Source organism: Paenibacillus sp. 01T443 (genome assembly GCF_056398325.1).
Genome location: NZ_JBFTPE010000003.1, coordinates 72,310 through 89,529 on the forward strand (window position 1 = coordinate 72,310; position 17,220 = coordinate 89,529).

The following is a 17,220-nucleotide window of genomic DNA, read 5'->3' on the forward strand; positions in this document are numbered from 1 at the left end:
CCCTCTTTTTCTTTTTATGCGCTGTGAAAAGCTGGTTACTTGAACACTAAGGAGGCTGCAGCCATGCTTAAAGTAGCCATTTATTTGGCGAAATGGCTAAGGCCTGATGGTGACGCGGGTGTGGATGGGCACGAGTTTGGACAGCGCTAGGACATCGTCGTTATACATCCGAATACAGCCGAGCGAAACCATATGTCCGATCGAAGACGGATTGTTCGTGCCATGGATGCCGTAGTGGGGCTTAGATAGTCCCATCCAAAATGCGCCGAACGGACCGCCGGGATTGGCTTGCTTATTTATAATCGTAAATTCACCGGTTGGGGTCTGGGTAACCATTTTTCCAATGCCAACAGGAAAAGAACGAGTGACGATATTTCCATCGAGAAGATGCAGCTTGCGATCGGAAAGATCGATGATGATCCGATAATCAGGCATGAGGCTCCACTCCTTTTCTCATATGTTATGTTAAGGTGTGGAGGTTTGCTTCATTGGATCGCTTCTAAAAATCTAATTGACGGGAAAAGATTGACTTTTCTGCTTCTATTGTTAATATTTGGAGTTACTTCGCACATTATTTGATGATATGTTATATTTGTATATAATAATTATAGTTAACTTTAAATTTAGCCTTGGAGGCTTGAGAAGATGAGCTCAGAACGAGAACCTCTTTACATACAAATACAGAACTATTTTAAAGAACTCATCAGCACGAGACAGCTGAAGGAAGATGACAAGATACCGACGGAAAAAGAAATGATTGAGCAATTCAAAGTCAGTCGGATTACGGTGGCGAATGCGCTTAACGAGCTTGCGAGAGAAGGTTGGATTTATCGTATCCCCGGCCGTGGAACCTTCGTCAAGGGGGTGCCGGAGCAAGAAATAATACCGGAGAAATCAGCTTCTGCGCCTGTCTTGGAGAGCTCGAATCACTCGGAACGTCCTAAGATAGGCCTCATTTTTCCTTTTGTGGACGATTACTTCGCGATTCGTCTTATTCGGGGAATTACCGATGCTATGGAGGATAGCGAATATTCTCTGGTGATGATGTTTAGCTTTAACTCAAAGGAACGAGAGAAGGAAATTATCCGCGATCTGAAAAACAAGGTGGAAGGCTTGATCATTTTCCCGGTTGATGCAGAGATCTATAACGAGGAAATTATTACGCTGAAAATGTCGGAATATCCATTTGTACTCATTGATCGTTATCTTCCCGGTGTAGAAACAAACGCCGTATACTCAGACAGTATGCTAGCCTCCAAACTAGCGGTTGAACATCTATGGAGCCTAGGGCATCGTGAAATCGCGATCTGTTCGGATTCGCCGGTGCCTACTGTGTCTGTAGATGATCGGATCAACGGCTACATGAACGCTTTAAGGGCGCGTGGGGCGATGATCAATCCAGCTATGCTTCTTACGGATTTTGACTCCGATATGGACATGCTCGACCCGGAGCATCCCTTGTTCCGTTATATTAAGAACCGCGTAGCTACCGCATTTATTGCCTTGAACGGGAACCTGGGCTTCAAAATTTGGTCGATCGCCAAACGGGCCGGCATAAAGGTGCCTGAAGAGTTGTCTATCGTAACGTTCGATAATCCTAGCCCGATGATGGAGGATCTTAGCTTGTTTACCCATATCGACCAATCGGAAAGCGATATGGGTTTGAAGGCGGGAGAGCTGATTTTGCATATCTTGAAGGGCCGGCAGCTTTCGACTCAAAATATAAGGACAGTACTAGAGCCAAAGCTGGTTATCAAGCAAACAACCGCGGCAATTAACGAATAATAATTATTGTGATTTTTCAAAATGGATTATAGACAATTCATATTGAACCTGACCGTGCTTGGTTAGGTTTTTTTGCGTTGCGGTATCGGATTATATGTTTTTAAAAAATGGCATTTTGTTTTATGAGAAACATTTACATTATCTATATTAAATATATCATTGTCAAAACCTAAAAACCGTTTTATACTGATAACGTTTATTAAGTCCTAATAATCTACTGGAGGTTTTCATTATGTCTAAGAAACGTATGTCTGTATTGCTTGGGCTGACGCTTGCTGTAACGATTGCAGCACAAGGCGCTTCTGCTTCTACGGACCAGAAAGAAACTGTTAAAAGCGGCAAATGGCTAACTGGTGAATATCATGTGCATACCTATCAATCCGATGACGCGCAGCATTCATTGACCTACTTGCTGGATCAAGGACTGGAGAATTACGGCCTGGATTGGATGGGGTTTGCGGACCATCTGCGAATGGAATCAAGAGATGACGACGGACAACCGCTGCCGAATGGATCAATCCCGTTTTCTCAAGGGATGCTGCAATATCAGGTACCCAAGATCAAGCAGCTGCAAGAGGCTGGCAAATACCCGGGAAAAATCATTTTCTCCGGATTTGAGTGGGATATGCCGACCTATGAGCATGTTGGGGTTGGTATTATTACGGACAAGCCGGGCTCCGAGCAGAGCTTGAAAGCGGCAAATCAGTTCGAGTATTTGTTCACGAACCGTGAAGAAAAGTATTTTGATCCGGCGGATGTGGCCGAGTGGACGTCAAAGGACAGCCGGGCTTTTTCTACGCGCGAGGATGCGCGTACGGCATTGAATTGGCTGGAGACCAATTACAAGAAGACCAGCTTTGCACTGTTTAATCACCCATCGAGAAAAACGGTGTACACGATAGCGGATTTCCGTGATTTCAACAATATCGCTCCGACGGTTGCTTTCGGGTTTGAAGGCATGGTTGGCAACCAAATGGAACCTGATCGCGGCGGCCTCAATTTAGCAACTCCGAAGAATCGGACATACGGCGGCGCAGATTACATGTTGGCTCAAAAGGGCGGCGCATGGGATGCGCTACTGGGAGAAGGACGCAGGTTCTGGAACTTTGCCAATTCAGATTCGCATTTCTTCATTAGCGACAATCGTCTGTACTCAAGCGGATACCGTCCGGGTGAATATTCGAAAAACTATACATGGGTGAATGGAAGCGATTCGCTTGCTGTCCTTGACGGTATGCGTTCGGGGAAATCTTTCTCCGTATTCGGCGATTTAATCAATGCCCTTGATTTCAACATTACGAAGGGTAACAACAAGGCGGAAATGGGCGGGGAGCTGAAAGTGAAAAAGAACGAGCAGCTGACCGTAACCATTAAATTTAAAAGCCCGAAAAAAAATAACAATGGCGATGCAGTTAAAGTCGATCACGTGGATCTAATCTCGGGCGATGTGACAGGCAATGCGAAGCCGGGAACAGATGCGTACAACAAGGAAACCAATGATTCGACCAAGGTGCTTAAGCGGTTTACCAGCAAGGAATGGAAAACGACGAAAGACGGTTACAATGTCATTACCTTTAAAGTGAAAGCTTCCGACAAAAATCAGTATTTTCGGCTAAGAGGCACTAATTTGGGTGTAAATGTGCCAGGGGAGACACTAAACGGAGAGCCGTTGATGGATGAGAAGACAGATATCGAAGATAACGAGGCTCGGTTTATCGAAATCAACAAGAGAAATTACAAAGACCTGTGGTTCTATTCTAACCCCATTTTTGTAAGTGTAAAATAATGACTGTAACACGAACATCGAAATAAAATAATGCTTGGAAGAATAGAAACTGCAGCCGCTTGGCTGCAGTTTTTTTGTATATTTTTTGATATAAGGTTATATTGACATATTTGCAATGTTAAATATAATAAACATAGATCTCCTAAAGAACAAAGGCATCATAAATTGATTTCATCCTCTAAGCCGCAATTATTCGCTCGGGTTCACAAAGGAAGAACCGATCGCTAAGCTGTTGAACGAATCGCAAGAAAAAGCGGAGAAGCAATAACACGCTAATACGAATAAGGGAGACAAGATCATATGAAACTTTTGGACCACGTTAATCCACTGCAAGGTACCGCATCTATCATGAAATTCTCAAATGGCAATACGCTGCCTCTCATTACACGTCCATTCGGCATGGCAGCATGGAGTCCCCAAACGGATGAGGCGGGAGAAAGATGGTTTTTCCATCCTTCCCACCGAAGCCTGCAAGGCATCCGTCTTACTCATCAACCAAGCCCGTGGATGGCTGATTATGGACATTTGCTGCTAATGCCTCAATCAGGTCCGTTATATTTGTCTCCATTTGATTGGGCTTCATCTTTCAGGCCAGAGGAAACAATCATCAGACCTGACTATTTCCGCGTTCAGCTGCTTCGCTACAGAGCGACGCTGGAGCTTGCCCCAACCGTACGCTGCGCCGTCATTCGAATCCGCTTCGAGGAGCGGGACGGCGCTCGGTTTCTCGTATCCCCATTTGAAGGAGAGTCTTCCATTCAGATCGACTCGGCTGCCCGCCTTGTGACAGGTTTCACGAGAGGGAACAGCGAGAATCTCGTACCGGAAAATTTTGCTCAATACTTTGCTATTTCATTCGATTGCGAAATTAATGAAGGGCTAAGCGGAACGTTCGATAAGGAATTTGCTTCAAGTGAATCAAGGGCAGCGAACGGAAACCGTGTGGGCGCTTATGTCGGTCTGGAAGTTCCGGAAACGGGCTACGTGCAGGCGAGGGTTGCGACTTCCTTTATCAGTGTCGAGCAAGCTCTCCTAAATATGAAAAATGAGATCGGCGACAGTGGTTTTGATGAGGTTAGAATTGAAGCGGCTGAACAGTGGGAGACCACGCTCGGAAAAATTCAAGTGGAGGACGAGGATGACGAAAAATTAAAAACGTTCTATACGAGCCTGTATCGCACCTCGTTGTTTCCGAGGGTTTGGTATGAATATGACAATAGGGGCAATCAAATTCACTATAGCACATTTAGCGGCAATGTAGAGTCAGGCCCGATGTATTCAGACAATGGCTTCTGGGATACGTTTCGAACGGAATATCCGCTGCTCTCGATTCTCTCGCCAACGCTCGTAGGCGAAATGCTGCAGGCTTGGGTGAATGTGTATAAGGAAGGCGGCTGGATGCCGAAGTGGGTGTCGCCGGGGGAAAGAAGCTTAATGCCTGGTACGCTGATCGATGCTGTGTTTGCTGACGCTTATGTTAAAGGCGTTCGCGGCTTCGACGTGGAGGCCGCTTACGAAGGCTTGAAGAAGCATGCGACTGTGGATTCCGGGAAAGAAGGCATTGGGCGCAAAGGTTTGGCCGATTATGTGAAATATGGATTTATGCCAAGCGATAAATACCACGAAAGCGTGAGCAATGCACTCGATTATTATTATGGCGATTTCTGTATCGCTCAGCTTGCTGACGGATTAGGGAAGCATGAGGAAAGCCGGCAAATGCTAGAAAGGTCTAGAAATTATGTTCGGCTTTACGATCCGCAAACCGGCTTTATGCGCGGGTTAAAGGCAGACGGGAGCAGGAAAGGCGAATTCGATCCATTTGCTTGGGGCGGCGATTATTGCGAAGGCGGCCCGTGGCAAACGAGCTGGGCGGTACAGCATGATTTGCTGGGACTCGCTAAGCTTATGGGCGGGAGAGAGAAGATGTATAACCGTTTGCTCGAGCTGTTTGCGACGCCGCCGCATTTCCGTATCGGTTCGTACTCTTTTGAGATCCATGAAATGTCGGAGATGGCCGCTGTTGATTTTGGACAATTCGCCATCAGCAACCAACCAAGCTTTCACATTCCTTACATTTTTACAGCCATCGGTTATCCGTCGGAAACGCAGTATTGGGTAAGAAGAACGATGGAGGAATTGTTCAGCTCGCATCCAGACGGTCTGCCTGGCGATGAGGACAATGGAAGCATGAGCGCTTGGTACATTTTTGGAGCATTAGGCATCTATCCGTTATCTCCGGGAACGCCGGAATATGTGTGGGGAAGTCCGTTATTCAAAAAAGCTGTGCTAACTTTGGAGAACGGTGAACAGCTTACAATTGAATCGGAAAATAACAGCGCCGAAAATGTTTACGTTCATGCCATTTACGTTAACGACGAGCTTCAGGATCGTTTGTCGATTCCTCATGAGACGCTCATAGGCGGCGGTACGATCCGCTTCGTGATGACGGACCGCCCTGTAAATAAGGAGTATGCGGAGGAACAGCTGCCATTCTCGCTCAGCAGCAGCATGAAGGAGAGTTTGCTGTGACCAAAACAAGGAAGAGCGCCTCGAGTGCAATAGTCAGCTTAATGTGAAAATTACAAGCGATTAACGAGCAGACTATGCTATGCCAAGGCCAAGCCCCCTTTCAAGTAAGGGGGCTCTGGCTTTATGGGGTGGCGACACGGGGGAGTGAGAAAATGATGAAATTTGCTAAATGGCTGGGGATGGCGATGTTTTTGCTTGCGCTGGCCGGCTGCAGCGGTGCTAATGCAAAGACCTTTAGTTATTTTCCAAAAATAGAAGCGCCAGAGCATTTGTATGTCATTCAAAAATCGTCCTTAAGCCCAGAGGAGCTTGTCCTGGTAGGGACACTTCAAGGAGTCTTGGCTCAAGAAAAACCGGAAATTTATATTACGGACGATGCTTACGATGAGTGGCTGGAAGAGCTGAGAGTAAAGCATCGCGTGAAGACGGAGGATGTAAAAGATGCTTGGACACTGATGGAGAAGTTTAAGGATCGTATTCAAGGATTTTACGTCTATGAGAATAATTCGCCATCCGTAAACGTGGCTACCTCGCTGGCAGGGCTAAAACAAGCCGTTGCTGCTGAGAAATCGTTGTCCTCTAAAATGGAGTCCATTGGCTTTAAGCAATTGGAGGATGTAAGTGATAAAGATGACATGTGGCTGTTCAAGCAGTATGGCGACCAATTCAATAAGGATATCATCATGCAGCTGCATCCCGAAAGAGGGGAGCTGCGTGATTATGGCGTGGCGCTGAAAGCGATGTACATCTACGATAGCGCAAGCGATGAAGAGCTCCCGGAAATTTACAAGTCTTTGAACCCTGATGCTATTCGTCTTGGCTGGGGGAAAGGGAGCGAATCTGAGCATATAGCTCCGGCCAGCCTGCAAGGCGTTGCGACGATTCCCTCGGATTGGGCGATGAATTTGTCTGCATTATCTGCTGTAAAGCCTGATAAGGCTTTCAAACAGCCTTATCATGCCAAAGCAGGAGTGGCAGACCCGAAAGCGCATTATGTGTCGTTTGTTATGAGTGACGGGGACAATGTGCAATGGCTTCTGAATGATTTTGTTAATAATGATAAATATTACGGAAGCAGCGAGCGCGGAGAGTTCCCGATGGGCTGGCAGATGGCTCCGACACTCGCCGACTTGGCCCCAGACGCTCTATCACGGATTTACGAGCATGCGAAGAAGGATCAATTTGTAGTCTCGGTATCAGGAACGGGGTATTTCTTTCCCAGCGAGTACCCGGAGGAGGATCTCAAGGAGAACGTCAAACGGCTTGATGCTTATATGAAAAAAACAGATATGCAGCTCGCGGTGCTTCTCGATTGGAATAGTCCGGAGAAAGCATCCATCGAGCAATTCGCTTCGATTCCCTCCTTAAAAGGCGGTATTCTCGCTTATGGCGAAAAATATGTAGGAGGTGAAGGCAAGGTCTGGTGGGTGAAGGACAAGCCGTTCGTTAGCGTTAGAGAGACACTGTGGGATGCCGATCCAGTGAAGATGGCAGAGCGCATTAACGGTTATACGGCAGATCCGACAAAGGAAGACGGTTATACGATTATTAACGTGCATCCATGGAGTCGTTCGATGAGCGACGTGCGGAACGTAATCGACCATCTGGATGCTCATGTGAAGGTAGTGTCGCCTGAAGAACTGTTTGGTCGTATCGTTCGAGATGTGAAGACAAGGACGCCGCTGGAGGAGTGATTTTTGTTACAGATTTTACCGTTAGACATTATTGCTGGAGTGTATACTATAAAGATAGAGGTGGTTGTATAACAAATATACCATTAGGTATATAAATGACCAGAAAGGAAGCGGTACCAAGAAAATAAGGTATATTAATTTAATATAAACTTGGTAAAAATCGCTTGATTTTCGATCGATAATGATATATCATCTTATTACACCGCAAATGAGTGGTTATATAATATGTTATACAAAATGTGGAATGCTTTGTTTTAGTTATGAATTGTAAGCGTTTTTTTAAAATGGTGGTCACAATGGTGATTTCCGTTACGGTCGAGGGGGGCTGCACAAGCTAGATTTATGACAGCGCTTTATCACATTGATTCCGCTTCATCATGCAGTGCTTTGAATATTTCATACAGGGGGAACCTAAAATGAACAAAAAAATGTCTTATTTATTTGTGCTTACGCTGATTACTGCTATTCTACTCTCGGCTTGCAGCGGCGGAAATGGAAATAACAGTAATAAAGGAGAGAATAGCCCGAATAACGGCGGCTCCTCATCAGCAGGCGAAAAAGTGAAGTTGACGTTGTGGTATTGGAATGGCGCTATTTCGGATTCAACGGTTGAAGAAGCAAAAACGAAATTTCCGAATATTGAGCTGAATGCACAGAAGCTGCCTCCTGGCGGTGAATACATGACAAAGCTGAAAACATCTCTAGCTGGCGGAGCTGGCGGCCCGGATGTAACGGCAATGGACAGCTGGATTACGGAATTGATCCAGTATAGCGATAAATTCGTTAATTTGAATGACTATGGCGCAGCTGATCTGAAGGATCAGTATCTAGAGTGGAAATGGAATGTAGCTTCGGCAGATGAGGGCAAGGTTCAAATCGCGATGCCGATCGATGTCGCTCCGACGGTTATGTTCTACCGCGAGGATCTATTTAAACAAGCCGGTGTTGCTTCAACTCCGGAAGAGCTCAAAGAACAAGTGAAAACTTGGGATGATTTCATCGCGCTATCCAAGACCGTTCATGAAAAAACAAAAGGCGGCATGGGCACTATCGTTGATATCTACCGCAATGTAATTGGACAATTGCCTGAACGTTATTTCGATGAAAGCGGTAACTTCATCGGCGAGAAGGGGCATGTGAAGCAAGCTTGGGATACTGCAGTTAAAGCTTACCAGTCCGGCGCGACATTCGGTATGTCATCGAGCTCGGAGAGCAATGCTGCACTTAATAACGGTACAATGGCATCCATTATCGGTGCATCCTGGATGAAGGGCGACATTATTGCTGCAGCACCAGATACGAAAGGCAAATGGCGTATTGCTTATCCGGCGGGCGGAGTCGGCAACCAAGGCGGTTCCTTCTTCGGCGCTCTGAAAACAACGAAACACCCGGAAGAAGCTGCTGAGCTCATTAAGTTCCTGACTAATGCAGAAAACCTGAAAAAAGGGTTCGTGGAATTCGGCAACTATCCTTCAACTCCTGGTATCTATGAGGATGAAGATATGAAACAGCCGGATGAGTTCTTTGGCGGACAAGCGATCGGCGAAGTGTTCGGCGAAGCTGCAAAGGATGTTGTTATCTCGCACTCCGATCCTAGAGACGGCAAAATTGAGGATGCCATCATCGAGCAATTGAGCTTGGTGGATACAAGCAAGAAAGATCCGGAAGCAGCATGGAATGAAGCGCTTGAAAATGTGAAGAGAGAATTGAGTCGCTAAGCTTAAACGTAGAAGGGCGATGGCTAAATATTGCCTCGTCCTTCTTTCACCCATGCATCAAGAAGTTAGGAGGTTGGCAATGTGGGTACTAATGTAAGGCAAACGTGGAAAGAGGCCATGAAAAACAAAACACTGTATTTGTTTATTTCTCCGTTTTATCTTTTGTTTTTGGTGTTTGGTCTGTTCCCAATCTTGTTCTCAGCCTATCTTGCTGTTAACAAATGGGACGGAATCGGGGATTTGGAATATGTCGGACTGTCGCAATTCGAGTTCTTATTTAAAGATCCTAAATTTTATGACGCGGTGCAAAACACGTTCACCATTTGGGCGATGGCTAATATTCCATTATTGTGCAGCGCTCTTGTATTCGCTTTTTTAATCAATTTGAGCATCGTTCGATTTAAAGATTTTTACCGGATTGCCTTTTATCTTCCGAATGTAACCGCAATGGTCGCTGTCGTTATCATTTTTCAATCCTTTTTCGGAAATCATTACGGCTTTGCAAACTACCTTTTGCAGAAAATCGGTTTGAATGAAATTGCTTGGCTGAATCACAAAATAAGTGTTCAATTCATTATTGCTACGATGATTTACTGGCGGTTCCTTGGGTACAATATGATTATTTACTTGGCCGGGCTTCAGAAGATTCCGAATGATCTCTATGAAGCAGCTAAAATTGACGGAGCTACAATGTATGATACCTTTAGTAAAATTACGATTCCGATGCTTCGGCCTATCATCCTGTTCACAGTCATGATGTCGACGATCGGCGGCTTGCAAATCTTCACGGAGCCTCAAGTGCTATCAACGCTTACATCGCCTTATCCAGGCTCTGAAACGATAGTGCTCTACTTGTTCCGGGAAGCATTCAAGTATAACAATTATGGTTATGCAGCAGCAGTTTCGTGGGTAATGTTCGCCATCATAATGGTCATCTCATTCCTGAACTGGAAACTATTTAAGCCTGCCGATGATCGTTAACCAGGGTGATAGATACGACTAACCTTTCGTGAGGTGCAGGAATATGCAAAAGGAAATAATTAAAAAATCGATGATTCATCTGGTCTTGATGACCGGAGTTGTTATATCCATTTTCCCGTTTTATTGGTTGTTCGTGATGTCAACGAACACAACTAGTGCCGTGTTTGCCTTTCCACCGAAGCTTGTTGTAGGCGATCAGCTATGGGTGAATATTCGCAGCGTGCTCGATACCATCGATTTCGGCCGGGCGTTCATGAACACCGTTTTTGTCGCAGTGGTTACAACTGTCTTGCGATTGTTTTTGGAATCACTTGCTGGCTTCGCATTTGCGAAATTCAAGTTTCCCGGCAGTAAAATACTGTTTGTAGTGCTGCTTGCGACCATGATGATTCCAGGACAGCTCTCGCTTGTTCCGCAATTCATGATTATGAAGGAGCTGGGCTGGCTAGGGGAATACAAAGCGCTTATCATACCTGGACTCGCAGGCGCCTTCGGAATTTTCTGGATTCGTCAATTCGCCCAAGATGCGATTCATGATGAGCTGCTGGAGGCTGGACGGATAGACGGGTGCAACAATTTCAGGCTTTATTTCAACGTTGCGCTTCCGGTTCTAAGGCCGGCGCTTGCTTTCCTAGGCATTACTTCGTTCATGGCAACATGGGAAGATTACTTATGGCCGCTGGTCGTTTTGACCGATTCTTCGAAATTTACGTTAATGGTTGCGCTCGCATCGATGAAAACAACACATACAGCGAACTATGCTATGCTTATGACTGGTACGCTGTTGGCAACGCTTCCGTTGATTGTTTTTTTCCTTATCGTCAGCCGTCAATTTATTGCCGGTCTCTCTGACGGGGCGGTTAAAAGCTAATTTGCTGGTATGCAAGTCTTACAGCCTCTGGTAAAATGGACATAACATTCAGATTACAAAGAACAGGGTGGCGGAGTGCTGATGCAAGGTAACAAGCCCTTATATCTTCAGATTATGGAAGATTTGCAGCAGAAAATCAAAGACGGAGTGTATAGGGATAACGATAAGTTGCCGACGGAAATAGATATTGCGAACGAGTATGGCGTTAGCCGCATTACGTCCAAGCGGGCGCTAATCGAGCTTGTAAAGCAAGGTCTTGTTTACAGGAAACGCGGGAGCGGAAGCTATGTCCGCAACCATGATGATACGATTGAAATAGAGAAAGCTTCCTCTTCTTTTCGTACTCCGATCATTTCGATGATCCTTCCCTGGTCCTCGACAGGAAGGCTTGATTACATTCAAGGAGCTAATGATTACTTGGATCCAAGAGGTTATTTCTTGAGTATTCATATCTCGAACTGGAACGTAGAGAAAGAAAAAGAGCTACTGCTCAAAATGTACAATAGCGGGCATAGCGGCATTATTCTCTACCCGTCGAGTACTTCTCATAATATCGCTACGGTATACACGCTCTTCATGAACGATTTCCCGATCGTGCTGATTGACCAGCACTTTGAGGGCGTTGAAATTAGTAATGTTGTGTCTGACAATAAAACCGGCGGCTATTTGGCAGCTGACCATTTAATTCGCAAAGGGCATACCCGCATAGCCTTCGTTACAGCTATCGAGGTTGATCTTCGGAGCACGATTAGAGAGCGGTTTATCGGTTATTGCTCGGCTCATAAGGATCACCGGTTGACTATTCAGAGCGATTTTATCGTATCTGAGGTTTATAAGGGGATCGCAGATGAGGATCGTATCGCTAAATTAACGTCATTGGTTGAAGAGTTGGCCGATCAGAATATTACAGCTATTCAGGCGGAACATGATGATCTGGCAATCGATTTGCTCAAGGCCTGTCATCATGCCGGCATTTCGGTACCGGAACAAATGTCGATCGTTGGATTCGATAATGAGGAAAACGTTGGATACGCGCAGGTTCCGTTAACGACTGTAGCTCAGAATTACTATGAAATCGGGCAAAAAGCTGCTTCCATTATCGTTGACATCATTGAAAAGAAAAATACGGATTATCGGCAGCATCTCATCCCAGTCAATTTGGTGGAAAGAGAAAGTGTTAAAGAGACGGTTGAAGAAGAATAGTCGTCATATTGCAAAGCATTACAAAATGAAGCCCCTGGGGATCCAGGGGCTTTTTTTATATTCTTTTCTGAATGATGATATAACATCTTTCGATATTTTCATACCAAATTTGATTATTTCTTATTAATTAGTAATATAATTTTATTTACAGCAATCATCATTAGATATATAATTGGGTATATAACATCATGATGTCAGGGGGCGCAAATATGTTCTTATTGGAAGACAAGATTAAAGCAAGATTAGATGAAATTGAGCCCTTGCGTTATCGTGAAGGGGTAAAAATACCAGCGTTTCGCTTTTTACAAGATGAGAAGGGGGAAATCGGCGCATTTCCTCCTAAAGAAGATGAAGCGTGGTCGACTATCGAGACAGGTTCCCGTTGGGAAGGCAGAGATATGTATGCATGGCTTTCCTGTGAGGTTGATATACCTAAACAATGGAGCGGCAAAAAAATAGTTGGCAGATTCGACTTTGGCAAAACCGATGAAGGAACCAATTCAGGGTTCGAATCGCTTCTATTTCTCCACGGACAGCCTTACCAAGGCGTAGATGCCAATCACAAGGAAGTATTTTTGCCTGTTCAGGAAGCTGGAAACAAGCTTCGTCTTACGTTCCGCTTATGGTCTGGTTTGGAGGGCGGGGGGCCGAAAACCGTACAGGCTCACCGTCTGAAGATAGCTGAAATAAGCTGGCTTGATGAAGGTATGGATGACTATTACTTTACGGTTAAAGCAGCGTTGGAAACCGTTCTTGTACTACCAGCCGTGCAGCCCGAAAGGCATCAGCTTCTGAAAGCCATCGATCGTTCCTTGCGTGAAATTAGATGGCAAAACAAAGGAAGCGATGACTTTTACAGCTCAGTCGGTACAGCGCTCGTAATCTTGAAGGAAGAGCTTGCCCGGATCGAGAAGCATTCGCGCATTACGGTTACTTGCGTTGGTCACACCCATATCGATGTAGCTTGGTTATGGCGCCTAAAGCATACACGCGAGAAGATTGCTCGATCCTTCTCGACCGTATTGCGGTTGATGGAGCAGTATCCAGATTACGTGTTTTTGCAAACGCAACCACAGTTATACGAGTACATCAAAACGGATTATCCCGAAATTTATGAGCGTATTCGCGAGAGAGTGGCAGAGGGCAGATGGGAAGCGGCCGGGGGCATGTGGCTTGAAGCTGATTGCAATATTCCTTCAGGTGAGTCGCTCGTTCGGCAAGTATTGTTCGGTACGCGATTCCTGCAGGACGAGTTCGGCAAGGCTTGCACGTATTTATGGCTCCCAGACGTATTTGGCTACAGCTGGGCGCTTCCGCAAATTTTGAAAAAATCGGGAATCGACCGATTCATGACGACTAAGATCAGCTGGAATCAATTCAATCGCATTCCGCATGATACGTTTACGTGGCGTGGGATGGACGGCTCGGAAATCATGGCTCATTTCATTACGACCCCGGAGCCGGGACATGGCAAAGATTCTTGGATGTACACCTACAATGGCAGGTTAACGGCTTATGAGGCCTATCATATTTGGGATAATTACAGGGATAAAGAATTAAATGAAGAGCTTCTTCTGTCATACGGCTATGGCGACGGGGGCGGCGGTGTAAATCGCGAGATGTTGGAGATGCGCCGCAGGCTGGATGAAATGCCGGGTCTCCCGCATGTGAAGACCGGAACGGCAGGCGATTATTTCGAGCGGCTGCAAGATACGATTGACAGCACGGAGCAATACGTTCATACCTGGGACGGCGAGCTGTACCTCGAATATCACCGCGGGACATATACGAGCCAAGCGAAAGTTAAACGGATGAATCGCAAGCTTGAGCTCGGCTATCGCGATGGTGAATGGATAAGCACATTTGCAAGCCTAATTGAAGGAAATTGGATTAAATACCGTCAGCAGCGAATCAATGACGGCTGGAGAATCATTCTGCGCAATCAATTCCATGATATTATTCCGGGCTCATCGATCCAAGAGGTGTATGAAGATGCTGCGGTAGAATACAGCGAAGCGCAAATGTTGATTTCGGATGTTCGCTCGGAAGCACTGAGCCAATTGACGGAGGTAAGCCCAGGTGCTTATACCGTTCTAAACAGCTCGGCTTGGGAGCGTGAGGATTTGCTTGAGATTGCAAATCCTGTTGAAGGAAGCGGCGTTTGGATAGATCATGAAGGGAATGAGCTTCCTGCTCATAAGGGTCAGAAGGGCTGGGCGGTATTGGCGAAGGTGCCTTCTATGGGTTATACGCCTATCCGGTTCGTTCCGAGGTCCGAAGAAACAATCCAGGCAGTAAGCTTTTCGTTTACTAAGAGCGGATTAGAAACGCCATTTTATAAGATGACATGGAACGAACAAGGCCAGCTTACAGACATTTGGGATAAGGAGCTTCGCCGAAATGTACTGAAGAAGGAAGGCAGAGGCAATGTTTTGCGTGTATTTGAAGACAAGCCGCTCGCATTTGATGCTTGGGATATCGATATTTTTTATAAGGAAAAGATGCGTGAGGTAACCGAGCTGGAATCAGCTCAGCTGCTGGAATCGGGTCCTTTGTACGCTGTTGTTCGTTTCCGCTGGACTTATAACCGTTCCTCTCTCGTTCAAGATATGAGGGTGTACAGCAGTAATCGGAGAATCGATTTTGTGACAAACGTAGATTGGCAGGAGCAAAGCCAACTGCTGAAAGCTGCCTTCGAAGTCGACGTACGTTCGACCGAAGCAACTTACGACATTCAATATGGGAATGTCAAACGTCCGACGCACTGGAATACAAGCTGGGATTTTGCAAGATTCGAGGTTGTTGGGCATCAATGGGCTGACCTCTCCGAGCGGGGATTCGGTGTAAGCCTGCTTAATGATTGCAAATACGGCTACGACATCAAGGACAATGTCCTCAGCCTCTCACTTATTAAATCGGCTAACTTCCCTGATCCGGAACAGGATATCGGATTGCATCAATTCACCTATTCATTACTGCCTCATAAAGGCGATTGGTACGAAGGCGGTACGGTTGTTGAAGCATGGAATTTGAATAATCCGCTGACGAGCCATCCGGGAACAGCGTCAGGCTTGCAAAAATCGATGTTCACGCTTTCGGCTGACGGTGTGATGATCGATGCGGTCAAAAAAGCGGAAGATGGCGACAAGGTCATCATAAGGCTGCATGACTATTCAGGAAGCCGCAAAGAAGTGACAATCGGAAGTGATTTGGGCATCGTCTCTTGGCAGGAATGCAATCTGATGGAAAAACCTTTGGGAGAAAACCATGTTGGCTCTTCGATAGTAACGGAGTTTACACCCTATGAAATTAAGACATTTGCTGTCGTCTTTAATGAAAGGAACGATTTCTAAGATGAAGCTGACTGAGCAAATGAGCCAATATGTCGAACAAATCATTAGCAAGCTGCAGCAGCATCCCGAGCTCAAGGAGCTCGCCCCGATGTTCGGGCCTTGCTTTGCCAGTACGTTCGAAACGACTGTAGAGCAATTAAATGATGGAACAACCTTTGTCATTACAGGCGATATTCCAGCCATGTGGCTGCGCGACTCATCTGCACAGGTCAAGCATTATCTCCCGCTCGCGAGAGAGGATGGGACGCTGCAGCAAATGATTGAAGGCTTGATTCGCAGGCAGCTGAAATATATCGGGATCGACCCTTACGCAAACGCGTTTAACGTAGAGGATAACGATCACCGTATCGATATTGATGAGACGGAACTAAATCCATGGGTGTGGGAGCGAAAATATGAGATCGATTCCTTGTGTTATCCGATCTGGCTCAGCTACTTATATTGGAAAGAGACGGGGATAACGAGCTTGTTCGATGACTCCTTCCGAGCAGCCGTTCATCAAATTATTGATATATGGCGGCGGGAGCAAAGGCATACCGAGCAATCGCCTTATCAATTTATTCGGCGTGATTGCCCTCCCACCGACACGCTTAGAAATAACGGAACGGGCATGCCGGTTAATTATACCGGTATGACCTGGTCCGGCTTCCGTCCAAGCGATGACGCTTGCACGCATGGATATTTGATCCCCTCCAACATGTTTGCAGCTGTCGTTCTTAGATATGTAGAGGAAATTGCGGATTCGATTTATATGGACCACGAATTGATTAGCAAAGCAACTGAGCTTAGGGAAGAAATCGAATATGGAATTGAAACATACGGAGTGGTCCATCATCCGAAGTATGGCAAGATGTATGCCTATGAGACAGATGGATTCGGCAACTACAATCTGATGGATGACGCCAATGTGCCAAGCTTGCTCTCGATTCCTTATCTCGGTTACAAGGCGAAGGACGATGCTGTCTACCAGAACACAAGGCGGTTTATTCTTAGTCGAGACAATCCTTACTACTTCGAAGGCACAGCAGCTAGAGGGATTGGAAGCCCGCATACGCCGGAATCGTATATTTGGYATATTGCTCTCAGCATGCAGGGATTAACATCAAACGACGAGCAGGAAAAGCGAGATCTATTGGTGATGCTGTCGTCCACTCATGCGGGAACCGGATTTATGCATGAAGGGTTCCATAAAGATGATCCATCAACGTTTACAAGACCATGGTTTGCATGGGCGAACAGCTTATTTGCAGAATACGTCAGCATGATAGCCGAACAATCCTCTGTAGAATGGAAGGGATAA

Annotated in this window: 11 protein-coding genes; 10 read left to right on the forward strand and 1 reads right to left on the reverse strand. The window is 45.9% G+C overall.

What is annotated here, in order from left to right; genetic code table 11:
• Positions 1–96 precede the first annotated feature (96 nt).
• Complete coding sequence (locus AC1DLI_RS04960; RefSeq protein ID WP_477600192.1) at positions 97–435, reverse strand: L,D-transpeptidase; 339 nt, start codon at positions 433–435, stop codon at positions 97–99.
• A gap of 210 nt (positions 436–645) precedes the next feature.
• On the opposite strand from AC1DLI_RS04960, the gene AC1DLI_RS04965 reads away from it, so the two are divergent.
• From AC1DLI_RS04965 to AC1DLI_RS05010, 10 genes are all read left to right on the forward strand, one after another.
• Positions 646–1,785 (forward strand): GntR family transcriptional regulator, encoded by a 1,140-nt coding sequence (locus AC1DLI_RS04965; RefSeq protein WP_477600194.1) that lies wholly within the window; start codon positions 646–648, stop codon positions 1,783–1,785.
• 232 nt (positions 1,786–2,017) lie between these two features.
• Complete coding sequence (locus tag AC1DLI_RS04970) at positions 2,018–3,571, forward strand: PHP domain-containing protein (RefSeq protein ID WP_477600196.1); 1,554 nt, start codon at positions 2,018–2,020, stop codon at positions 3,569–3,571.
• Between the two features lie 300 nt (positions 3,572–3,871).
• Entirely contained in the window at positions 3,872–6,100 is a 2,229-nt protein-coding gene (locus AC1DLI_RS04975; protein WP_477600198.1) for a GH92 family glycosyl hydrolase, read from the forward strand.
• Positions 6,101–6,252: 152 nt separating this feature from the next.
• Entirely contained in the window at positions 6,253–7,794 is a 1,542-nt protein-coding gene (locus AC1DLI_RS04980) for a GxGYxYP domain-containing protein (protein ID WP_477600200.1), read from the forward strand.
• 416 nt (positions 7,795–8,210) lie between these two features.
• Positions 8,211–9,512 carry an ABC transporter substrate-binding protein gene (locus tag AC1DLI_RS04985; RefSeq protein WP_477600202.1) on the forward strand — a complete coding sequence of 434 codons (1,302 nt, stop codon included), beginning with the start codon at positions 8,211–8,213 and terminating at the stop codon, positions 9,510–9,512.
• A gap of 81 nt (positions 9,513–9,593) precedes the next feature.
• Positions 9,594–10,493: a carbohydrate ABC transporter permease gene (locus tag AC1DLI_RS04990; RefSeq protein ID WP_477600204.1), complete on the forward strand. Its 900-nt coding sequence runs from the start codon at positions 9,594–9,596 to the stop codon at positions 10,491–10,493.
• A gap of 43 nt (positions 10,494–10,536) precedes the next feature.
• The gene (locus tag AC1DLI_RS04995; protein ID WP_477600206.1) at positions 10,537–11,364 is read left to right on the forward strand and encodes a carbohydrate ABC transporter permease; all 828 of its coding nucleotides are present in this window, start codon (positions 10,537–10,539) and stop codon (positions 11,362–11,364) included.
• An 81-nt stretch (positions 11,365–11,445) separates the two neighbouring features.
• Positions 11,446–12,567 (forward strand): LacI family DNA-binding transcriptional regulator, encoded by a 1,122-nt coding sequence (locus AC1DLI_RS05000; RefSeq protein WP_477600208.1) that lies wholly within the window; start codon positions 11,446–11,448, stop codon positions 12,565–12,567.
• A gap of 209 nt (positions 12,568–12,776) precedes the next feature.
• Positions 12,777–15,920: an alpha-mannosidase gene (locus AC1DLI_RS05005; RefSeq protein WP_477600210.1), complete on the forward strand. Its 3,144-nt coding sequence runs from the start codon at positions 12,777–12,779 to the stop codon at positions 15,918–15,920.
• Positions 15,871–17,220, forward strand: coding sequence for a glycoside hydrolase family 125 protein (locus tag AC1DLI_RS05010; protein WP_477600212.1), 1,350 nt, complete (start codon positions 15,871–15,873; stop codon positions 17,218–17,220). The genes AC1DLI_RS05005 and AC1DLI_RS05010 overlap by 50 nt, the downstream gene beginning before the upstream one ends.

Coding starts and splice junctions, on each gene's coding strand:
- AC1DLI_RS04960 (WP_477600192.1), bottom strand. CDS start 435: ATGCCTGATTATCGGATCATCATCGATCTTTCCGATCGCAAGCTGCAT.
- AC1DLI_RS04965 (WP_477600194.1), top strand. CDS start 646: ATGAGCTCAGAACGAGAACCTCTTTACATACAAATACAGAACTATTTT.
- AC1DLI_RS04970 (WP_477600196.1), top strand. CDS start 2,018: ATGTCTAAGAAACGTATGTCTGTATTGCTTGGGCTGACGCTTGCTGTA.
- AC1DLI_RS04975 (WP_477600198.1), top strand. CDS start 3,872: ATGAAACTTTTGGACCACGTTAATCCACTGCAAGGTACCGCATCTATC.
- AC1DLI_RS04980 (WP_477600200.1), top strand. CDS start 6,253: ATGATGAAATTTGCTAAATGGCTGGGGATGGCGATGTTTTTGCTTGCG.
- AC1DLI_RS04985 (WP_477600202.1), top strand. CDS start 8,211: ATGAACAAAAAAATGTCTTATTTATTTGTGCTTACGCTGATTACTGCT.
- AC1DLI_RS04995 (WP_477600206.1), top strand. CDS start 10,537: ATGCAAAAGGAAATAATTAAAAAATCGATGATTCATCTGGTCTTGATG.
- AC1DLI_RS05000 (WP_477600208.1), top strand. CDS start 11,446: ATGCAAGGTAACAAGCCCTTATATCTTCAGATTATGGAAGATTTGCAG.
- AC1DLI_RS05005 (WP_477600210.1), top strand. CDS start 12,777: ATGTTCTTATTGGAAGACAAGATTAAAGCAAGATTAGATGAAATTGAG.